Here is an 18,039-nt window from a genome sequence, read left to right as displayed (position 1 = left end):
CTCGTCGCCCTGACAGAGGTACTGACACCGCCGGAGGCCGGAACTGGTCGCAGCCGCTGTGACCAGTTCCAGACGTGCGCCGCGTCTGTACTTCCGAATGCGTCATACGAGCCATCAGGAGGAAGGCATGATTGTCCAGAGCAAGACGGTTCTGATCACCGGAGCCAATCGCGGCATCGGGCGCGCGCTCGTCGACGAGGCTCTGAGCAGGGGCGCCAGGCGGGTGTACGCCGGGACGCGCCAGGCCCTGACCCACCCCGACGAGCGCGTCACGCCGCTCACACTGGACGTGACCGACTCGGCGCAGATCCGGGCCGCCGCCGAGAGCATCGAGTCGCTCGACGTGCTCATCAACAATGCCGGGCTGGGCCTCTATGCCGACCTCAGCGACCGCGCGGCCCTCGAACGTCACCTGGCCGTCAATCTGTTCGGACCCTACGACGTCACGCACGCTCTACTGCCACTGCTGACCCGCTCCCGGGGAGCCATCGTCAACGTGGTCTCGCTGGCGGCCCTGGCGGCCGTGCCACTCGACCCGACCTACGCGATGTCCAAGGCCGCCGCGTTCTCCTTCACCCAAGCCGTTCGCGTGGCCGCGGCCCGATACGGCGTGACCGTCCACGCCGTGCTGCCCGGCCCGGTCGACACCGACATGGGCCCACAGATCGACATCCCGAAGGCCTCACCCGGGTCCGTCGCCCGAGCGATCCTCCACGCCGTGGAGAACGGCGACGAAGACATCTTCCCCGACCCGATCTCGTCCTCCGTGGCCGAGGGCTGGCGCAATGGCGTGGCCAAGGCACTCGAACAGCAGTTCGCCGCCCTCGCGCAAGGAGAGCCGGTCACCTCCTGACGCCGCGGGTCCTGCCTCACGCGAAACATCGCACTCGAAAGAAGGTTGATTCATGAACGACTTCAGCACCAGCATCATCATCGATGGCCCGCCGGAAGCGGTGTTCGCCGCGATCCTTGACACCCGAGGATGGTGGAACACCGCGATCGACGGCTCGACGACCCACGTCGGTGACGAGTTCGGCTTCGAAGTGACCGGCCTGCACCGCACCCGCATCCGGGTCACCGAGGTCTCGGCGCACCAGCGGGTCGAGTGGCTGGTCGTGGACAATGAGTTCGGGTTCACCACCGATCAGAGTGAATGGGTGGGCGACCGGATCGTCTTCGAGCTTCAGCCGGACCACGACGGCACCAAGGTCACCCTGACCCAGCACGGACTCATGCCGGAGCAGGAATGCTACGACGTGTGCTCCAACGCGTGGAACTTCTTCGTCGGAGAGAGCCTCCGAATGCTCGCCGAGCACGGCCAGGGACGGCCCGAATCGAACACCGGACAGGCCGAGCCGGCCACCCGGGCTCGCGCCGCCGCCGACGCGCTCGACCACCAAGCAGCATCCGGTTCGGCCTGATCCCAGGCCGGGCGCCGCTGACGGTCTGGCGGGCGGCGCCCGGTCGCATCATCCCGGACTCGCCTCTATCGGGGCCGGATCTGGAGGCTGTAGCTCAGCGTCGACGCCGTGGCGGCGATGTCCAGGTCCTTGATCGTCCGCTGCCGCGCCCCGCTGAACAGCGTGATCGTCGACGCGGTGAGCGAGAGCCGCAGCGGCGCCGCGAGCCGCAGCTCGAACGCGCCGCCGGTCCGGCCGACCCTGATGCCCACCGCCTGGACGCCGGCGCCGTTCTCGACCGGCGCCGTGCCGCCGCCGGCGAGCAGCCACCGCACGTCGTCGTCCGGGGCGATGACCAATGGGAGCCGTTCGACGAACGAGGACTCGTTGGTCTCGACGTCGACGGCGAGCTTGTCGGGCAGGCAGTGGAACGTCTTCGCGACCGAGCCGCCGCTGGGCCGGTACGTGTAGTACGTGTAGTCGAACGGGAGGGTCTGGCGCACGTCGCCGCGGATCTTCAGCATCCGCGCCTCCGCGTCGACGAAGTCGCGCGACAGCCGGGTGGACCACACGCTGTCGGTCGCCATCTGCGTCGCCACGAACGCGCCCGTCGTGTGGTGGTAGAAGAACGACGGCCCCTTCGGCACGGTGCTGCCCTTGGCGACGTTGCCGTGGTGGCTGGCGAAGTAGTAGCCCTGCCGGTTGACGAACAGGTAGTGCTGGTCGTAGCGGGTGTCGCTGCGGGCCTCGACGAACGGGCGGCCGAAGTACGGGAACGAGCGGATCGCCTGCATGCGCTGCTCGCGGGTGGCGAACGTCTGCGCCCGCTGCTCGGCGAACCAGATGTTCATCGGGTCGACGGGGTTGCCCATCGGCGTCAGCGGCTCCGTCGCGGCCGCCCACGCCGAGCGCAGCCCGTCGACGTGCTCGCGGTCCCAGTTCAGCGCGACCGCGACCGGGCTGTCCGCCGCCCACACGTTGAGCAGGTCCGGATAGCTGCTCTCGTCGGTGGTCCGCTGGGACGGCAGCGAGCGCATCGACAGCCGGGTCGAGATGCCGTTGACGGTGAAGCCGGCGCCGTCGGGCTCCCACAGGTAGTTGAAGCGGCACCAGTCGAAGTGCTCGAGCTGCATCTGCTTGAGCCGCTCGTCGCCGTTCAACCCGTAGAGCCGGGCGAACATCCGCGTGGTCACGTAGAGCGCGTAGTGCGCGTCGAACGCGGCGGACTCGTAGAGGTAGCCCGCGCCCTCGCTCTGCGCGTTCTCGACGTAGTACGTCATGCGGTCCTCGTACGCGCGCAGGATGCGGGCCGGCAGCAGGTGACGCACCATCCAGACGCCCATCAGCGCCGGGATCACCTGGTTGGAGAACTCCGGGCCGATCGTCCACACGTCCTCGTTCGCCGGGTCGAGGACGTAGTCGGCGGCGCGCACCAGCGCGGCCAGCACCTCCGACCGGATGTCGTCGGCCCAGCCGACGCTCTCCAGCAGCAGCGCGGTCTCGCCGAGGAACACCAGGGCGTAGGCGGTGACGTCGCGGTTGCGGTCGACGTAGCTCCACGCCGGGAACCAGCCGTCCGGGCCCTGCAGCGAGAGGTAGAACCGGATGCCGGCGTAGATGCGGTCGCGCAGCGCGGGGTCCAGATAGTACGGATTCCACTCCCGCTGCTGGGTGTAGAACCAGGACAGCGTGTAGACGCTCTGCTGGATGTTCGCGTTGTACGGCACCAGCGGCGTGCGCCAGTAGCCGCCGTTGAACCAGCCGTAGGTCTCCTCGTTCTCGAGGTCCATCTTGTTCGCCAGATCCGGCAGCGTCACCAGGAAGCGGGCCAGCCGCTGCTCCTCCGGCGCGAACTGGCCGCGCACCAGCGTCGCGGGATCGTACGGCGCCACCGGGGCGAGCGGGCCGCCCGCCGCGGCAGCCGAAGCGGCGGGCTTCGCGGCGGCCGTGCCGGCGTTCGAGCCGAGCACCAGCCCCGTCACGGCGGACGCGCCGAGACCCATGAGCGTCCGGCGGGTCAGGCCCGTGCCGGGAGCGGCCGAAGTGTTGTCCGGGTCCATCAATCCTCCTCGTCGAGTGCTGATGCAACGCTGCATCAGGCTGGCACCAGGGTCCGCCCGTGTCAAGAAGGCATAGGATTCGCGCAATGGTGACGGTGAAGGAGATCGCCGCCGCCGCCGGAGTGTCCCCGTCGGTGGTGTCGGCCGTTCTGCACGGCAGCCGGCACGTGCGCATGAGCGAGGCCACCCGCGCGCTCGTCCTCGCCAAGGTCGAGGAGCTCGGCTACACCACGAACTTCGCGGCGCGCTCGCTGCGCACCGCCCGCTCCGGCGTCCTCGCCGTCGTCGCGCCGAAGCTGAGCAACCCGGTCTTCACGCCCATGCTCGACGGCATCCACGACGCCGCCGAGGAGCGCGGCTACGTGATCATGCTGGCCGAGGCCATGCGGCTGGTCGACGGCTCGCGCATGCTGGAGCGGATCCTCGGCCACGGGCAGGTCGACGGCACCATCCTGCGGCCCAGCGCGGACCTCGACTCCGCCGGCGTCCGCTCGATGCTGCAGCGCGACGCGCCGGTCGTCGTGCTCGACGAGGTGCCCGACCGCGCGCAGCCCTGGCTGGCCATCGACGACGCCGCGGCCGCCCGCGTCGCCACCGAGCACCTGCTCGAGCGGGGCCACACCCGCATCGGGTTCCTCGGCGGCTGGCTGCGCCCGCACGCCACGTTCCGGCCGCGCGAGGGGTTCCGCCACATCAACCTGCGCCGCCTCGACGGCTACCACGCCGCCCTGCGCGCGGCCGGCATCGAGCCGCGCGCCGAGGACGTCATCGAGTCCGACTACGCCGCGAGCGCCGGGCGGGCCGCCATCGAGCGCATCGTGGCGTTGCCCGACCGGCCGACGGCGTTCGTCGTCAACAACGCCACCACCTCCGTCGGCGTGGTCGGCGGCGCCATCGCCGCCGGCCTGCGGCTGCCGGACGACCTCGCCGTCGTCGCGATCCACGACATCGACGTGCTGGCCGACGTCACACCAACGATCAGCGCGGTACGGATGCCGATGTACGAGCTCGGCCACACCGGCACGACGCTGCTCGCCCGGGCGATCGAGGGCGAGCGCATCTCGTCGCAGGTCCTGACCTCGCCGCCGCCGGAGCTCCGGCACCGCGAAACCACCTGATCGCCGCTTCCTGTTGACAGGTGGGCATCTCCCGGCGTTTGATGCAACGTGGCATCAGCGAACCAGAAGGAGCCTCGGTGACCTACCCGGCCACGAACGGACCCACGATCCTGCTGCGATCGTCCTGGCAGACGCCGAACATCGGCGACGTCGCGCACACGCCCGGCGCGCTGCGAGCGCTGGCCCGGTACGCGCCGGACGCGCGGCTGGTGCTCTGGCCGGTGGCCATCGGGGCGCGGGAGCGGACCATGCTCGCGGCCGCGTTCCCGCAGGTCGACGTCGTCGACGGTGAGCTGCGCCCGGACGGCTCCGCCACCACCCCCGAGCTCGCGGCCGCGCTGGACGCGGCGGACGTCCTGGTGCACGGGTCCGGTCCCAGCGTGGTCGCGGCCGACGACGTGCGGGTATGGGCCGCGACGGGCCGGCCGTACGGGTTCTTCGGCATCTCCGTCGACCCGCTGAACCCGATGTTCACCGGCACGTTGGACGAGATCGAGACGATGGTGCGCTCGCTCGGCCGCGGCGGCGTCGACGACCACCAGCTGGCGGTGCTCGACGGCGCGGCGTTCGTGTACTGCCGCGACTCCGTCACCGAGGTGTTCCTGCGCTCGCTCGGCCTGACCGGCCCGGCGGTCGCGTTCGGGCCGGACGCGACCGTCGCGTTCGACCTGCTCGACGAGGAGGCGGCGGCCGCGACCAAGGCGCGCCACGGCCTGGTCGACGGCGAGTACCTGTGCGCTGTGCCCCGGTTGCGGTGGACCCCGTACTTCCGGATCCGCGGCGAGGTGCCCAGCCCGCTGGACTTCCGCCGCACCGCCTACAACGAGCTGTGGGCGGACCACGACCTCGGCGTGCTGGCGGCGGCGATGGTCGCCTACGTGCGCCGGACCGGCCACCCGGTGCTCGTCGCTCCCGAGATGTCCTACGCCGTCGAGCTGGCCGAGCGCCACTTCGGCGACGCGCTGCCGGCCGACGTCCGGCCCTACGTCCGCGTGCTGGACCGGTTCTGGTCCGCACCGGAGGCGATGACGGTGTACCGCGACGCCCAGGCCGTCGTCAGCCTGGAGTGCCACTCACCGCTCATGGCGTTGAGCCAGGGCACGCCCGCCGTCTACGTCCGGCAGCCGACCGACACGCTCAAGGGCCGGATGTTCGCCGACCTGGGCGTCGCGCACCGCGGCACCGAGATCGGCGACGGCCCGGTCCCGGTGGTCACCGCGCTGCAGCGGATCCTCGACGATCCGGTGGCCGCTCGCGCGGAGACCGCGGCGGTCCGCGAACGGGCGCACGACCGCCTGCGCGGGATGGCCGAGCACGTCCTGGCCTGCGCCGCACCACTGACCCGCCGTACCGCTCCCCCGCTGGGGACCTGACAAGGAGTGAGCCATGCGAACCGCAACGAAGCGCTCGTCCGCACTCGCCGTCCTGCTCGCGCTGACCCTCGGCGTCGCGGCCTGCGGCGACGACGGCCAGGACGACCCGACCCGGCCGGCCGCCGACGAGGAGGTCGACCTCGACGCCGACGTCACCATCACCGTCGGTGACCTGCCGCCGGCCGCCGAGCCCGAGGAACGGGAGTTCTTCGAGGGCCAGGTCGAGGCGTTCATGGCGGCCAACCCGAACATCACCGTCGAGGCGACCGAGGAGCTCTGGGACCCACAGACGTTCCAGGCCAAGATCGCGGCCGGCGACCTGCCGGACGTGCTCGCGGTGCCGTTCACCGAGGCCGGCTCGCTGGCCGAGCGCGGCCAGATCGCCGAGCTGTCCCAGGCCATGGACCTCGCCGGGCTGACCGCCGACCTCGACCCGGACCTCGTCGGCCTCGTCAGCTCCGAGGACGGCGGCGTCTACGCCATCCCGACCGCCGCCCAGGCGCTGGGCCTCATCTACAACCGCGACCTGTTCGTCCAGGCCGGCCTCGACCCCGACGACCCGCCGCGGACGTGGGACGACGTCCGGGCGGCGGCGCGGCAGATCACCGAGGCGACCGGCGCCACCGGGTTCGCCACCATGACGACGGAGGGCCAGGGCGGCTGGATGCTGGCCGCCGGCATCTACAGCTTCGGCGGCACCGTCGAGAACGAGGACGGCACCGAGGCGACGTTCGCCGACGAACCGGCGGCGCAGTACCTGGACCTGCTGCGGGCCATGCGCTGGGAGGACCAGACCATGGGCAGCAACTTCCTGTACAACGCCGCCGGGCTGGTGGAGGACTTCTCGGCCGGCCGGGTCGGGATGTTCGTCGGCTTCTCCGGGCTCTACCGGCCCGCGGTCATCCGCAACGAGATGCCGGCGGAGAACTTCGGCATGGGCCCGATGCCGGTCGGCGGCGACGCGGACCCGACCGCGCTCACCGGCGGCGTCATCCAGGTCGTCAACCCCGACGCCACGCCCGAGGAGCGGGTCGCGGCGGTGAAGTGGATCGACTTCTTCTACCTCGGCCAGTTCACCGACGAAGCCGTCGCGGTAGCGGCGGCGCAGGCCGGCGCGGCGGCCGGCCAGGCGGTCACCGTCCCGGAGCGCCCGGCGGTCAGCCAGGAGGCCTACGACCAGTACTTCGAGTGGATCGAGCCGCACCTCAACGTCCCGGTCGCCAACTTCGAGACCTACATCCAGGCGTTCGGCGAGCAGACGCTGCAGCCGGAGCCGGCGGTGAAGGCGCAGGAGGTCTACAGCGAGCTGGACGTCGTCGTGCAGCAGGTGCTCACCGAGGAGGGCGCCGACGTCGACGCCGTGCTGGACGAGGCGGCGACCGCGGTCGACCGGCTGCTGGGCCGGTGACGGCGACGGTGTCCGCCGCGCCGCCGGCCGGGGCGGCCGCGCCCCGGGCCCGGCCGCGGCCGCCGCGGCGCGGCACGCTGCGGACGTGGGTGGCCCGCGGCGGGCTGACGAAGATCGCCTTCGCGCTGCCGCTGGTGTTCGTCTTCGGGTACTTCGCGTGGTGGCCGATCATCGACGGCGTCGCGATGTCGATGCAGCGCACCAACCTCGTCGACCCGCCCGAGTTCGTCGGGTGGAGCAACTTCAGCTACGTGCTCAGTGACCCGCTGCTCCCGAAGGCGATCGGGAACACGCTGCTGTTCGCCGTGCTGGCGCTGCTGATCGGGTTCCCGGCGCCGCTGCTGCTCGCGACGTTCATGGCCGAGCTGCGCGGCACCCGGCGGCTGTACAGCGTGCTGGCGTACCTGCCGGTGATCATCCCACCGGTCGTGGCCGTCCTGCTCTGGAAGTTCTTCTACAGCCCGGAGCCGACCGGCCTGTTCAACACCGTGCTGGGCTGGTTCGGCGCCGGCCCCTTCGGCTGGCTGAACTCGGCCGGCACGGTGCTGCCGGCGATCGTCGTCGAGGCCACCTGGGCGTACTTCGGCAGCACGACGATCATCTACCTCGCCGCGCTCACGGCGGTGCGGCGGGAGCTCTACGAGGCCGCCGAGATCGACGGCGCCGGCATCCTCCGCCGCACCTGGCACGTCACGCTGCCGCAGATCCGCGGCGTCGTGCTGGTCATGGCACTGCTGCAGATCATCAACACGATGCAGGTCTTCACCGAGCCGTTCGTGTTCACCGGCGGCGGGCCGAACAACGCCTCGACGACCATCCTGCTGATGATCTACGACTACGCGTTCATCGAGGGCGACTACGGCGCGGCCACCGCGCTGTCGGTCCTGCTCGCGCTGTTCCTGGGCGTGGTCTCGGCCGTGTACTTCGCCGCCACCCGGAGGCTGAGCTGATGTCGCGGACCTACGAGCGCGGCGCGATCTCGCCCGCGGACCGCAAGAGCCCGAGGGTGCGGTTCTGGCTCGGCCTCACCCAGGCGCTGATCCTCGCCGGCCTGCTGGTCGCCTGCCTGGGGCCGCTGCTGTGGCTGTTCAAGGCGGCGCTGTCGAGCAGCCAGGAGATCATCGCCGACCCGTTCGGCATGCTGTTCGACGGCGAGTTCGAGTTCGGCAACCTGGCCCGCGCCTGGACCGACGTGCGGGTCGGCGACTACCTGCTCAACACCGCCTGGGTGGTGCTCGGCTCCTGGGCGGCGACGCTCATCACGTGCGTCACCGGCGCGTACGTGCTCAGCGTGCTGCGGCCGCGGTGGGGCGGGCTGTTGTCGGCCGCCGTCCTCGCGACGCTGTTCATCCCGAACATCGTGTCGCTGGTCCCGCTGTACCTGACGGTGCTGGAGCTGCCCGGCCCCGGCTGGCGGCTGCTGGACACGTACTGGGCGGTGTGGCTGCCGCACGCGGCCAGTGCGTTCCTCGTGCTGATCGTCAAGCGGTTCTTCGACCAGATCCCGCCAGAGCTGTACGAGGCGGCCCGCATCGACGGCGCCGGCCCGGTGCGGGTGCTGTTCAGCATCGTGCTGCCGATGTCGCGGCCGATCCTGGGCGTGGTGTCGCTGCTGACGATCGTCGCGTCGTGGAAGGACTACCTGTGGCCGCTTCTCGTCCTGCCCGACCCGGACAAGCAGCCGATCTCCGTCGCGCTGCCCAAGGTCGCCGACAGCTTCCCGCTCGACGTCCAGATGGCGGCGCTGTTCATCGCCGTCGTGATCCCGGTGGGGCTGTTCCTGGTGTTCCAGCGGCAGTTCCTCGACAGCGCCGGCAGCGCCGGCGCTCTGAAGGGCTGAGATGACCCTCGAACGCGAGATCCCCGGTTGGTTCCCGGACGCCAAGTTCGGCATCTTCGTCCATTGGGGCGCCTACTCAGTACCGGCCTGGGCGACGCCGATCGGTGAGCTGGGCGCCGTCGACCACGACGAGTTCATGGTCCGCTCCCCGTACGCCGAGTGGTACGCGAACACGACGCGGATCCCGGGCAGCCCGGCGGCCGAGCACCACGCTCGGGTCCACGGCGGCGCGCCGTACGAGTCGTTCCTCGACGCGTGGGGAGCCGAGCGGTTCGACCCGTCCGGCTGGGCGTCGCTGTTCGCCGGCGTCGGCGCCCGGTACGTCGTCCTCGTCACCAAGCACCACGACGGCATCTGCCTGTGGGACGCGCCGGGCAGCGGGACCTACAACGCCGTCGCCCGTGGCCCGCGCCGCGACCTGGTCGCCGACCTGGCCGGCGCCGTGCGCGGAGCGGGGCTGCGGTTCGGCACCTACTACTCCGGCGGGCTGGACTGGCACGCGTCCGACCTGCCGCCGATCAGCCGGGCCGCGCACCTGGAGACGCACCGGCCGGTCGACGCCGAGTACGCGGCCTACGCCCGCGCGCAGCTCGAGGACCTCGTCGAGCGGTACCGGCCGGACGTGCTCTGGAACGACATCAACTGGCCCGACGCCGGCAAGCCCGGCCTGCCCGAGATGTTCCGCCGCTACTACGACGCCGTACCCGGCGGTGTCGTGAACGACCGATGGGAGGCGGGCTGGGCGGACTTCCTGACCAGCGAGTACTCCGCGCTCGCGGACCGCGAGACCACCGGTCGGCCGTGGGAGCACATCCGCGGCATCGGCCTCTCGTTCGGCTACAACGCCAACGAGACCGCCGAGCACCACCTCACCGGCCCGCAGCTCGCCCACCGCCTCGTCGACATCGTCACCCGCGGCGGCAACCTGCTGCTCAACGTCGGCCCGCGCGCCGACGGCACCATCCCCGACGAGCAGCTGACCCCGTTGCGCGGTCTCGGCGAGTGGCTGGCCGCCCACGGCGAGGCCGTCTATGGCACCCGCCCCTGGGCGGGCCCGGACCGGCCCGGCCTCCTCGGCTGGACGGCGACCGACACCCACGTCTACGCCCACCTCGCCGCCGACGAGCCGGACGGCTACCCCCGCGTGGAGAGCTCGCCCCGGCCTGCCTAGGACGGCGATCAGACTGGACCCTCGGTGAGCCGGTACTCACGCCGCACCGGCGCGTCCCGGTACCGTCAAGTGTCGTCGTGGGCCAGGTTCCCGCCGAGTTCGCGGGAGGCGTCGGCCTGGTCGAGCAGCTCCTGCGCCTTGGCCCGCGCGCCCTCGATGGCGTCCGCGCCGGCGACGAAACGCAGCGGCGGTTCGTCCTGGCCGGCGATGGCCAACAGGGCCCGGGCGAGCTTGGCGGGGTCGCCGGGCTGTTGCCCGTTGATGCTCTTCCACGCCTCGACCGTCGACGCGGTGCGCTCGGCGTAATCGTCGATGGACGGCTCGGGCCAGGTCGTGGAGGCGTCCACGAGCAGTTCGGTGCGGAAGAACCCGGGCTCCACGATCGTGGTGCGGATGCCGTACGGAGCGATGTCGTGGTGCAGTGACTCCATCCAGCCCTCGACGCCGAACTTGGAGGCGGCGTACGCGGCGTTGAACTCCGAGCCGACCAGCCCGGCCAGCGAGGAGATCGTGATGACATGCCCGGCCCGCTGCCGGCGCATGACCGGCAGGACTGCGCGGGTCACGTTCATCGGCCCGAACAGGTTCGTCTCGATCTGCTGGCGCAGGTGGTCCGGCGGGATCTCCTCGAAGAAGCCGGCGAAGAAGTTCCCGGCGTTGTTGATCAGGACGTCGATGCGGCCGAACCGGTCCACGGCCGCCTGAACGGCGGCATACGCGTCCTCCAGGCTGGTGACATCCAGCGTGGTGACCAGCAGGTCGTCCCGCGGCCCGCCCAGAGCCTTCTCGACCTGCTCGGGCCGGCGACCGGTGGCGACGACCCGGTGACCGGCCGCCAGCGCCGCGCGGGCGATGTCCGTGCCCAGGCCGCGACCGGCGCCGGTGACGACGATGACCTTGCTCATGGAGGTTCCTTCCTCGGACGTGCATTCCGATTCCGAGAACCGCCGATCAGCCGCCGCTGTGCCCGTCATGCCAGGCCCTGTTGTTCCCAGGGTCTGCCAGTACCCCCCGGCTCCGTGCGGGTCGTACGGGGCGCCGCGACATGACAGCGGCGCCCCGCGAACCTGGTCACACCTCCAGCGACAGCTCCGTCGTGCCGGGTTCGGCGTGCACGACGACGCGGGTGCCGGGGACCTCGACGCGCCAGGGAACGTCGTCGCGGCCGGTGCTGACGTCGACCCGCGAGCCCTCCCGCCGCACCCGGTAGGTGACCCGCGCGTCACCGTCCGCCAAGGGCACGACCAGGGTGGAGTCGTGGCCGTCGGTCAGCTCGTACAGACGCAGCGTGATGCCGTCGGCGTAGTCGTAGTCGGGCCGGTCGTCGACGGCGCCGAACGGCAGCACCGTGTCCGGGCGCACCAGCACCGGCACGCTGTCGAAGCCGTGCCTCTGCGTCACCCAGCCCGGCCCGGTCACCTGCGTGCCGTCCAGCAGCGACGTCCACGTCCCGGCCGGCACGTAGAACGACACCGTGCCGTCCGCGCTCATCACCGGCGCCACCAGCAGCCGGTCGCCGAGCAGGTACTGACGTTCCAGGTAGGTCGTCGCCGGGTCGTCCGGGAACTCCAGGGCCATCGGCCGCAGCACCGGCACGCCGTCCTCGTAGGCCTCCCGGGCCATGGCCGACAGGTACGGCATCAGCCGCATCTTCAGCCGGGTGAAGCTGCGCAGCACGTCGACCGCTTCGTCGTCGAAGTCCCACGGCACCCGGTACGACGTCGAGCCGTGCAGCCGGCTGTGGGTGGAGAGCATCCCGAACGGGATCCAGCGCTTGAACACCGCCGGGTCCGGGAGGTTCTCGAAGCCGCCGATGTCGTGGCTCCAGTACCCGAACCCCGACATCGCCAGCGACAGCCCGCCGCGCAGGCTCTCGGCCATCGACGGGAACGTGGAGTCGTTGTCGCCGCCCCAGTGGACCGGGAAGCGCTGGCCGCCGGCCGTCGCCGACCGGGCGAACACCACCGCGCCGCCGTCGCCGTGCCGCTCCCTGAGCGCGTCGAACACCGTCTGGTTGTACAGCTGCGTGTAGTAGTTGTGCATGCGCTGCGGGTCGGCGCCGTCGTCCCACACGACGTCGGTGGGCACCCGCTCGCCGAAGTCGGACTTGAACGCGTCCACGCCCATGTCCATGAGCCGGCGCAGGTGCGAGGCGTACCAGTCGCGTGCCTCCGGGTTGGTGAAGTCGACCAGCCCCATGCCGGCCTGCCAGCGGTCCCATTGCCAGACCGACCCGTCGGGCCGCCGCACGAGGTAGCCCTTCGCGGCGGCCTGCGCGAACAGCGGCGAGCGCTGCGCGATGTACGGGTTGATCCACAGGCAGATGCGCAGTCCGCGGGCCTTGAGCCGGGCGAGCATCCCCTCGGGGTCGGGGAAGGTCCGGGGGTCCCACTCGAAGTCGCACCAGTTGAACTCGCGCATCCAGAACGTGTCGAAGTGGAACACGCTCAGTGGGAGGTCGTGCTCGGCCATGCCCTCGACGAACGAGGTGACGGTCGCCTCGTCGTAGTCGGTGGTGAACGACGTCGACAGCCAGAGGCCGTAGGACCAGGCCGGGACCCGGGCCGGCCGGCCCGTGAGCGCGGTGTAGCGGCGCAGGATCTCCTTCGGGCTCGGCCCGTGGATGACGAGGTACTCCAGCTCCTGGCCGGCGACGCTGAACTGGGTGCGCGACACCAGCTCCGACGCCACCTCGAACGACACCAGGCCGGGGTGGTTGACGAAGACCCCGTAGCCGGCGTTGGTCAGGTAGAACGGGACGTTCTTGTAGGCCTGCTCGCTGGCGGTGCCGCCGTCGTTGTTCCAGATGTCGACGGTCTGGCCGTTCTTCACCAGTGGCCCGAACCGCTCCCCCAGGCCGTACACGACGTCGCCGGGCCCGAGGTCCAGTCGCTGGACCACGTGGTGGACGCCGTCGGGCGTGGTCATGAGGCCCATGCCCTTGGTGCTCGACGAGGTGAGGACGCGGTCGCCGGCCACGAAGTCGAGCCGCCAGTCCTCACCGCGGACCACGCGCGCCGTCAGCCCGCCCGACGTCAGCTCGGCGACGTCGTCACCGGCGCGGGTCGTCACGGGGGTGGCGGTGGCGCCGGGCAGCTCGAACGACGGCGGCCGCTGCAGCCCGCCGGCGTGGTGGAGGATCCGCACCGCGACGACGTCGGGCATGGGCGAGGAGAGCCGGACGGTCGCCAGCGGCCGGTTGAGCACGTCGCCGCGTTTGCGGATGCGCTGGGTCGGCGCGTAGACCGTGAGGCTGTTCTCCGTCGCCTCGACGTCGTACGCCTCGGCCGGGTGCAGGGCGGTGACGCCGGACCGGATGCCCCAGTAGCCGTCGGTGAACTTCACGCTGCGGTTCCTTTCACTTGACTGCGCCGGCGGTGATGCCCCGGGCGAGCGTGCGCTGGAAGATGAGGAAGAAGACGATCGCCGGGACGACGCCGAGCAGCGCCGCGGCACTGGTCGTGGTCGCGTCCATCAACCGGTCGCCCTCCAGCACGCCGAGGGCGACGGGCACGGTCTGGTTGTCGTTGGAGATCAGGAAGATCAACGGGATGAAGAACTCGTTCCACGTCCAGATGAAGAAGAAGATCAGCAGGACCGACAGCGTCGGGCGGCTGATCGGGAAGACGACGCGCCACAGCGTCTGCCACTTGCTCGCCCCGTCGAGCGCGGCCGCCTCGAGCACCTCCTTGGGGAAGGTGCCGAACACCGAGGCCAGCAGGTAGGTGCCGAACGCGCTCTGGATGACCGTGAAGATGATGATCACGGCCAGCTGGGTGTTGTAGAGGCCGATCTCCTTCGCGATGTAGTACAGCGGGTAGATCAGGGTCTCCTGCGGCAGCATGTTCGCCATCAGGAACAGCACGACGATCGACAGCCGGCCCTTCACCCGGCCGATGCCGAGCGCGTAGGCGTTGAACAGCGAGATGAGAACGCCGAGGACGGCGACCGAGCCCGCGATGAAGAACGAGTTCCACAGCTTCTGGCCGAAGTTCACCCGGTTCCAGAAGTCGACCATGCCGCTGGTGTAGATCTCCGTGGGCAGGCTCAGCGGCCCGGACGTGGAGTACTCCGCGGGCGACTTGAACGCGTTCAGCACGAGGATGCCGAACGGGAACAGCATCACCACCGCGCCGGCGACGACGGCCGCCAGCACGATCCAGCGCAGCGCGCCACGATGATGGCGATCGCGCCGACGACCTGCTGGCCGCGCCGCACCCGCCGGCGGCCCCGCCACGGTCGGCGTCGACTCCAGGGCCGTCATCACCCGCGCTCCTTTCGCTCGCTCGCCGCCTGCACACGGATGAAGGCGATGCTCAGCACGACGATGATCAGCGTCAGCATCGTGGCGACGGCGGCGCCGTAGCCGACGCGCGCCTTCTCGAAGAAGTTCTGGTACGCGAAGTACGACGGCACGTTGGTCGCGTTGCCCGGGCCGCCCCTGGTCAGCACGAAGATCGGGCCGAAGACCTTGAGGGCGGCGATCGTGCAGGTGAGCGTGACGACGAACGTCTCCGGCCGGATCTGCGGCAGGGTGATGGCCCGGAACCGCCGGAACCAGCCGGCCCCGTCGATCTCCGCCGCCTCGTACAGCTCGGGGTCGACGCGCTGCAGCGCCGCCATGAAGATCACGACCGGGTAGCCGATCTGGACCCAGACCATGATCGCCATGACGCTCGGCAACGCCGTGTCGGGGTCACCGAGCCAGTTCTGCGCCAGATCGCCCAGGCCGACCGCCTCGAGCAGCCGGTTCAGCGCCCCGTTCTCCGGGCGCAGGATCCAGCCCCAGACGATGCCCGCGACGGCCACCGGGACGATCTGCGGCAGGTAGTACATCGCCCGCAGCGCGCTGGCGCTGCGGCCGCCGAACCGCTTGCCGATGACGTCGAACAGGACCGCGGCCAGCAACAGCCCGATCACCGTCGGCGCGATCACCATCGCGACGATCATCGCGATCGAGTTGCGGAAGGACGCCCAGAACGCGTCGTCGGCGAACAGCTCGGTGTAGTTGTCGAGCCCGACCCAGGTGAGCTCGCCCACGCCCGGCCACTTGGCGAAGCTCAGGCCGAGGTTCATGACGAACGGGACGACGATGACGCCAAGGAAGAGCAGGCCGCCCGGGAGGAGGTAGAGCCAGTAGGCCCGGCCGCCCTCGCCGATGCCGGAGGCCACCCGGCCGCGCGAACGCGGCCGGGCGTGCGGGGTCGATGGTGTCGCGACCATGGTCAGCCCCGGCGATCAGCCGGTGATCTCCGCGACGCCGGCCTCGTAGGGCGCCTTCAGCTCCTCCAGGACGTCCGCGGGCGAAGCGCTCTGGTTGATCAGCTGCTGCAGCCCGGCGACGAGGACGTCGTAGTAGCCGGCGACCGGCCAGTCCGGGTAGAAGGCGAGCCCGTCGGAGTCGTTGACCTCGTTGAAGAGGGTGATGAGCTCCTGGCTCTTCGGGTCGGTGATGTCGGCCGGGTCGGCGGCCACCGGCACGCCGCCGTTGTTGCCGAGCAGCGCCTGGATCTCCGGGCGCATGGTGATGTCGATGAACTCGTAGGCCAGGTCCTTGTTGTCCGAGCCGGTCGGCACGACCCAGATGTTGCCGCTGGAGCCGGGGTGCAGGTCGGACTCGGGGAAGGGGAACACGCCCCACTGGAAGCCGTCGGCGATCTCGTCGACGAACCGGCCGTACCACCAGGACCCGGAGTACACCATCGGGTACTCGCCGGCCATGAACGCCGTGCCCATGTCCTCCGCGGTCAGGCTGGCCGACTCGCCGCTGACGTAGCCGGCCTTGACCCACTCGTCGAACGTCTCGGCGCCGTAGGTCAGCTCCGGGCCGCTGAAGTCGACCGGGTTCTCGTACAACTGGTAGTCGTTGACGAACTGCCGGTCGCCCTGGGTCAGCGCCAACTCGTAGAAGAGCTGGCCGGCCGGGTACTCCGCTCCGGACATCGCCAGCGGCGTGACGCCGGCGGCGACGAAGGCGTCCATCGCGGCGATCAGGTCGTCATAGGTGGTGGGCACCTCGACGCCGTGCTGGGCGAAGAGATCCTCGTTGTAATAGACCATCACGAACTCGCCGTAGTTCGGTACGCCGTACCAGGAGCCCGAGCCCATCACGCCGCGCTCGTCGTACCGGGCGGTGGTCTGCAGGCTCTCGGACAGCTGCTGGTCCCAGCCGCGTTCCTCGGCGGCGTCGGTGATGTCGGTCAGCAGCCCCTGCGAGGCCAGCAGGCCGGCAGAGGCGTTGCCCTTGTTGTACTCCATGATGTCCGGCGCCTCGTCGGAGTTGAGCACCATGTTCGCCGTCTGGCGGATCTGCTCGAACCCCTTCTCCTCGAACTCGACCGTGGCGCCGGTCTCCTCCTCGAAGATCCGGATCGCCTCGGCCCAGGCGACGCCCATCGCGCTGTTGGCGCCCTCGTAGTGCCACAGCCGCAGCGTCTGGCCGTCGCCCTCGCTGCCGCCGGTCGAACTGTCGTCGTCACCGCCGCACGCGGCGAGGACGAGAGCGGTGGAGGCGAGCACGGCTGCGCCGGCGAGTCTTGTCCTGGTGAACATGTCACTCCTCGGTCTGGGACGGTCTTGATCAGCTCGTGGTGGGTGCCGGACCGGTCGTGGCCCCGACGTCGAGCCGGCACGGGATGAGCTCGTGCAGGGTGGAGGCGCCCGCGGCCACGGCGGCCGCCGATCCCTCGATCTGGGCGAGCAGGGACTCCACGCCGAGACGGCCCAGCCGGTCGCCTGGCGCGGCCATGGTGGTCAGCCGCGGGTGGCTCAGGGCACCCACCTGCGGTGAAGACACGATCGACAGCACCGACACGTCACCGGGGATGCGCCGGCCGCCGTCGACGATCTGCGCCACGGCGCCGAAGGTGGCGTTGTCGTTCAGGGTGACCAACGCCGTGAGATCCGGGCGCTCGCCGAGCAGGTCGGCGACGGCCGCCCGCCCGGCGTCGGCCGTCTCGTCGCAGTGCCGGACGGCGGTGAGCAGGCCACGCTCCCGCGCCTCACGTTCGAACGCCGCCAGCACGCGGACCGTCGGCCCGTAGCCGGCCCGCAGGCTCGCCCTGGAGTGGCTGAGCAGGCCGATGTGCCGATGCCCCAGCCCGGTCAGGTGGTCCAGGGCGGCTCGCACCGTGGCGTCGAAGTCGATGTCGGCGTAGGGCAGGCCGTCCGGGTCGGCCGTGCGCCCGATCAGCGTGAACGGCGTGTCGCCGCGCTGCAGCTCGGCGACGCGGACGTCGTGGAGCTTGACCTCCATGACGACGACGCCGTCGACGAGTCCCTGCCGGAGCAGGTCCCGGGTCTCCGCCTCGCCGTCCGCCGCGGTGGGCCAGAGCACGAGGTGGTTGCCGTGCCGCCGAGCGGTCTCGGCGGCCGACGTGACGAACTCCAGCGCCGTGCCCGACAGACCCCGTTCGATCGCCGGGAACAGCAGCGCGAGCATGTGCGACCGCCGGCTGGCCAGGCCCCGGGCCAACGCGTTGCGCTGGTAGCCGAGCGTCTCCATCGCCGTCTGCACGCGGCGGCGGGTGGCTTCGGAGACCGGGCGGACTCCGGTGAGGACGTAGGACACGGTGCTGACGGACACACCCGCGAGCCGGGCGACATCCTGCATCGTGGCCATGATCCGCACCTCCTCGTGCGCCTGCGACAGTCGAAGCGTTTCGTCGAA

The 18,039-nt window shown here is 70.8% G+C and carries 15 protein-coding genes; 8 read left to right on the top strand and 7 right to left on the bottom strand.

What is annotated here, in order from left to right; all coding sequences use genetic code 11:
* The first annotated feature begins 127 nt into the window (after window positions 1–127).
* Together C1I92_RS07120 and C1I92_RS07115 are read left to right on the top strand one after the other, a co-directional pair.
* Entirely contained in the window at window positions 128–853 is a 726-nt protein-coding gene (locus C1I92_RS07120; protein WP_111253966.1) for an SDR family NAD(P)-dependent oxidoreductase, read from the top strand.
* A gap of 52 nt (window positions 854–905) precedes the next feature.
* A complete protein-coding gene (locus tag C1I92_RS07115) occupies window positions 906–1,421 on the top strand; it encodes an SRPBCC family protein (RefSeq protein WP_111253965.1) in 516 nt (171 codons plus the stop codon).
* A gap of 65 nt (window positions 1,422–1,486) precedes the next feature.
* Here C1I92_RS07115 and C1I92_RS07110 read toward each other — a convergent pair whose 3' ends face one another.
* Entirely contained in the window at window positions 1,487–3,460 is a 1,974-nt protein-coding gene (locus tag C1I92_RS07110; protein WP_111253964.1) for a hypothetical protein, read from the bottom strand.
* Between the two features lie 86 nt (window positions 3,461–3,546).
* Here C1I92_RS07110 and C1I92_RS07105 point away from each other — a divergent pair, with 86 nt between their 5' ends.
* The 6 genes from C1I92_RS07105 to C1I92_RS07080 all read left to right on the top strand — a co-directional run bounded on the left by C1I92_RS07105 (window position 3,547) and on the right by C1I92_RS07080 (window position 10,370).
* Window positions 3,547–4,578 (top strand): LacI family DNA-binding transcriptional regulator, encoded by a 1,032-nt coding sequence (locus C1I92_RS07105; protein ID WP_111253963.1) that lies wholly within the window; start codon window positions 3,547–3,549, stop codon window positions 4,576–4,578.
* Between the two features lie 77 nt (window positions 4,579–4,655).
* Window positions 4,656–5,951: a polysaccharide pyruvyl transferase family protein gene (locus C1I92_RS07100; protein WP_158564030.1), complete on the top strand. Its 1,296-nt coding sequence runs from the start codon at window positions 4,656–4,658 to the stop codon at window positions 5,949–5,951.
* Between the two features lie 13 nt (window positions 5,952–5,964).
* A complete protein-coding gene (locus C1I92_RS07095; RefSeq protein WP_111253961.1) occupies window positions 5,965–7,359 on the top strand; it encodes an extracellular solute-binding protein in 1,395 nt (464 codons plus the stop codon).
* Entirely contained in the window at window positions 7,356–8,309 is a 954-nt protein-coding gene (locus C1I92_RS07090) for a carbohydrate ABC transporter permease (protein ID WP_199521024.1), read from the top strand. The genes C1I92_RS07095 and C1I92_RS07090 overlap by 4 nt, the downstream gene beginning before the upstream one ends.
* The gene (locus tag C1I92_RS07085) at window positions 8,309–9,199 is read left to right on the top strand and encodes a carbohydrate ABC transporter permease (RefSeq protein ID WP_111253960.1); all 891 of its coding nucleotides are present in this window, start codon (window positions 8,309–8,311) and stop codon (window positions 9,197–9,199) included. Before C1I92_RS07090 ends, C1I92_RS07085 begins: the two co-directional genes overlap by 1 nt.
* A 1-nt stretch (window position 9,200) precedes the next feature.
* Window positions 9,201–10,370 (top strand): alpha-L-fucosidase, encoded by a 1,170-nt coding sequence (locus C1I92_RS07080; RefSeq protein WP_111253959.1) that lies wholly within the window; start codon window positions 9,201–9,203, stop codon window positions 10,368–10,370.
* 65 nt (window positions 10,371–10,435) lie between these two features.
* Here the strand turns inward: C1I92_RS07080 and C1I92_RS07075 are convergent, their stop codons facing one another.
* From C1I92_RS07075 to C1I92_RS07050, 6 genes are all read right to left on the bottom strand, one after another.
* Window positions 10,436–11,275: an SDR family oxidoreductase gene (locus tag C1I92_RS07075; RefSeq protein ID WP_111253958.1), complete on the bottom strand. Its 840-nt coding sequence runs from the start codon at window positions 11,273–11,275 to the stop codon at window positions 10,436–10,438.
* Between the two features lie 166 nt (window positions 11,276–11,441).
* Window positions 11,442–13,715 (bottom strand): alpha-xylosidase, encoded by a 2,274-nt coding sequence (gene yicI / locus C1I92_RS07070; protein ID WP_111253957.1) that lies wholly within the window; start codon window positions 13,713–13,715, stop codon window positions 11,442–11,444.
* A 13-nt stretch (window positions 13,716–13,728) separates the two neighbouring features.
* The gene (locus C1I92_RS07065) at window positions 13,729–14,634 is read right to left on the bottom strand and encodes a carbohydrate ABC transporter permease (protein WP_111253956.1); all 906 of its coding nucleotides are present in this window, start codon (window positions 14,632–14,634) and stop codon (window positions 13,729–13,731) included.
* The gene (locus tag C1I92_RS07060; protein WP_111253955.1) at window positions 14,634–15,593 is read right to left on the bottom strand and encodes a carbohydrate ABC transporter permease; all 960 of its coding nucleotides are present in this window, start codon (window positions 15,591–15,593) and stop codon (window positions 14,634–14,636) included. The genes C1I92_RS07065 and C1I92_RS07060 overlap by 1 nt, the downstream gene beginning before the upstream one ends.
* A 15-nt stretch (window positions 15,594–15,608) precedes the next feature.
* Window positions 15,609–16,922, bottom strand: coding sequence for an ABC transporter substrate-binding protein (locus C1I92_RS07055; protein ID WP_111253954.1), 1,314 nt, complete (start codon window positions 16,920–16,922; stop codon window positions 15,609–15,611).
* A 28-nt stretch (window positions 16,923–16,950) separates the two neighbouring features.
* Window positions 16,951–17,991 carry a LacI family DNA-binding transcriptional regulator gene (locus C1I92_RS07050; RefSeq protein ID WP_199521023.1) on the bottom strand — a complete coding sequence of 347 codons (1,041 nt, stop codon included), beginning with the start codon at window positions 17,989–17,991 and terminating at the stop codon, window positions 16,951–16,953.
* Between the last annotated feature and the right edge of the window lie 48 nt (window positions 17,992–18,039).

This window comes from Jiangella anatolica (assembly GCF_003236295.1).
In the GTDB taxonomy this organism is placed as follows: Bacteria; Actinomycetota; Actinomycetes; order Jiangellales; family Jiangellaceae; genus Jiangella; species Jiangella anatolica.
This window is presented reverse-complemented; position numbering and strand designations above follow the sequence as displayed.

Coding starts and splice junctions, on each gene's coding strand:
- C1I92_RS07080 (WP_111253959.1), top strand. CDS start 9,201: ATGACCCTCGAACGCGAGATCCCCGGTTGGTTCCCGGACGCCAAGTTC.
- C1I92_RS07110 (WP_111253964.1), bottom strand. CDS start 3,460: ATGGACCCGGACAACACTTCGGCCGCTCCCGGCACGGGCCTGACCCGC.
- C1I92_RS07050 (WP_199521023.1), bottom strand. CDS start 17,991: ATGGCCACGATGCAGGATGTCGCCCGGCTCGCGGGTGTGTCCGTCAGC.
- C1I92_RS07120 (WP_111253966.1), top strand. CDS start 128: ATGATTGTCCAGAGCAAGACGGTTCTGATCACCGGAGCCAATCGCGGC.
- C1I92_RS07095 (WP_111253961.1), top strand. CDS start 5,965: ATGCGAACCGCAACGAAGCGCTCGTCCGCACTCGCCGTCCTGCTCGCG.
- C1I92_RS07105 (WP_111253963.1), top strand. CDS start 3,547: ATGGTGACGGTGAAGGAGATCGCCGCCGCCGCCGGAGTGTCCCCGTCG.
- C1I92_RS07115 (WP_111253965.1), top strand. CDS start 906: ATGAACGACTTCAGCACCAGCATCATCATCGATGGCCCGCCGGAAGCG.
- C1I92_RS07065 (WP_111253956.1), bottom strand. CDS start 14,634: ATGACGGCCCTGGAGTCGACGCCGACCGTGGCGGGGCCGCCGGCGGGT.
- C1I92_RS07060 (WP_111253955.1), bottom strand. CDS start 15,593: ATGGTCGCGACACCATCGACCCCGCACGCCCGGCCGCGTTCGCGCGGC.
- C1I92_RS07075 (WP_111253958.1), bottom strand. CDS start 11,275: ATGAGCAAGGTCATCGTCGTCACCGGCGCCGGTCGCGGCCTGGGCACG.
- C1I92_RS07055 (WP_111253954.1), bottom strand. CDS start 16,922: ATGTTCACCAGGACAAGACTCGCCGGCGCAGCCGTGCTCGCCTCCACC.
- C1I92_RS07085 (WP_111253960.1), top strand. CDS start 8,309: ATGTCGCGGACCTACGAGCGCGGCGCGATCTCGCCCGCGGACCGCAAG.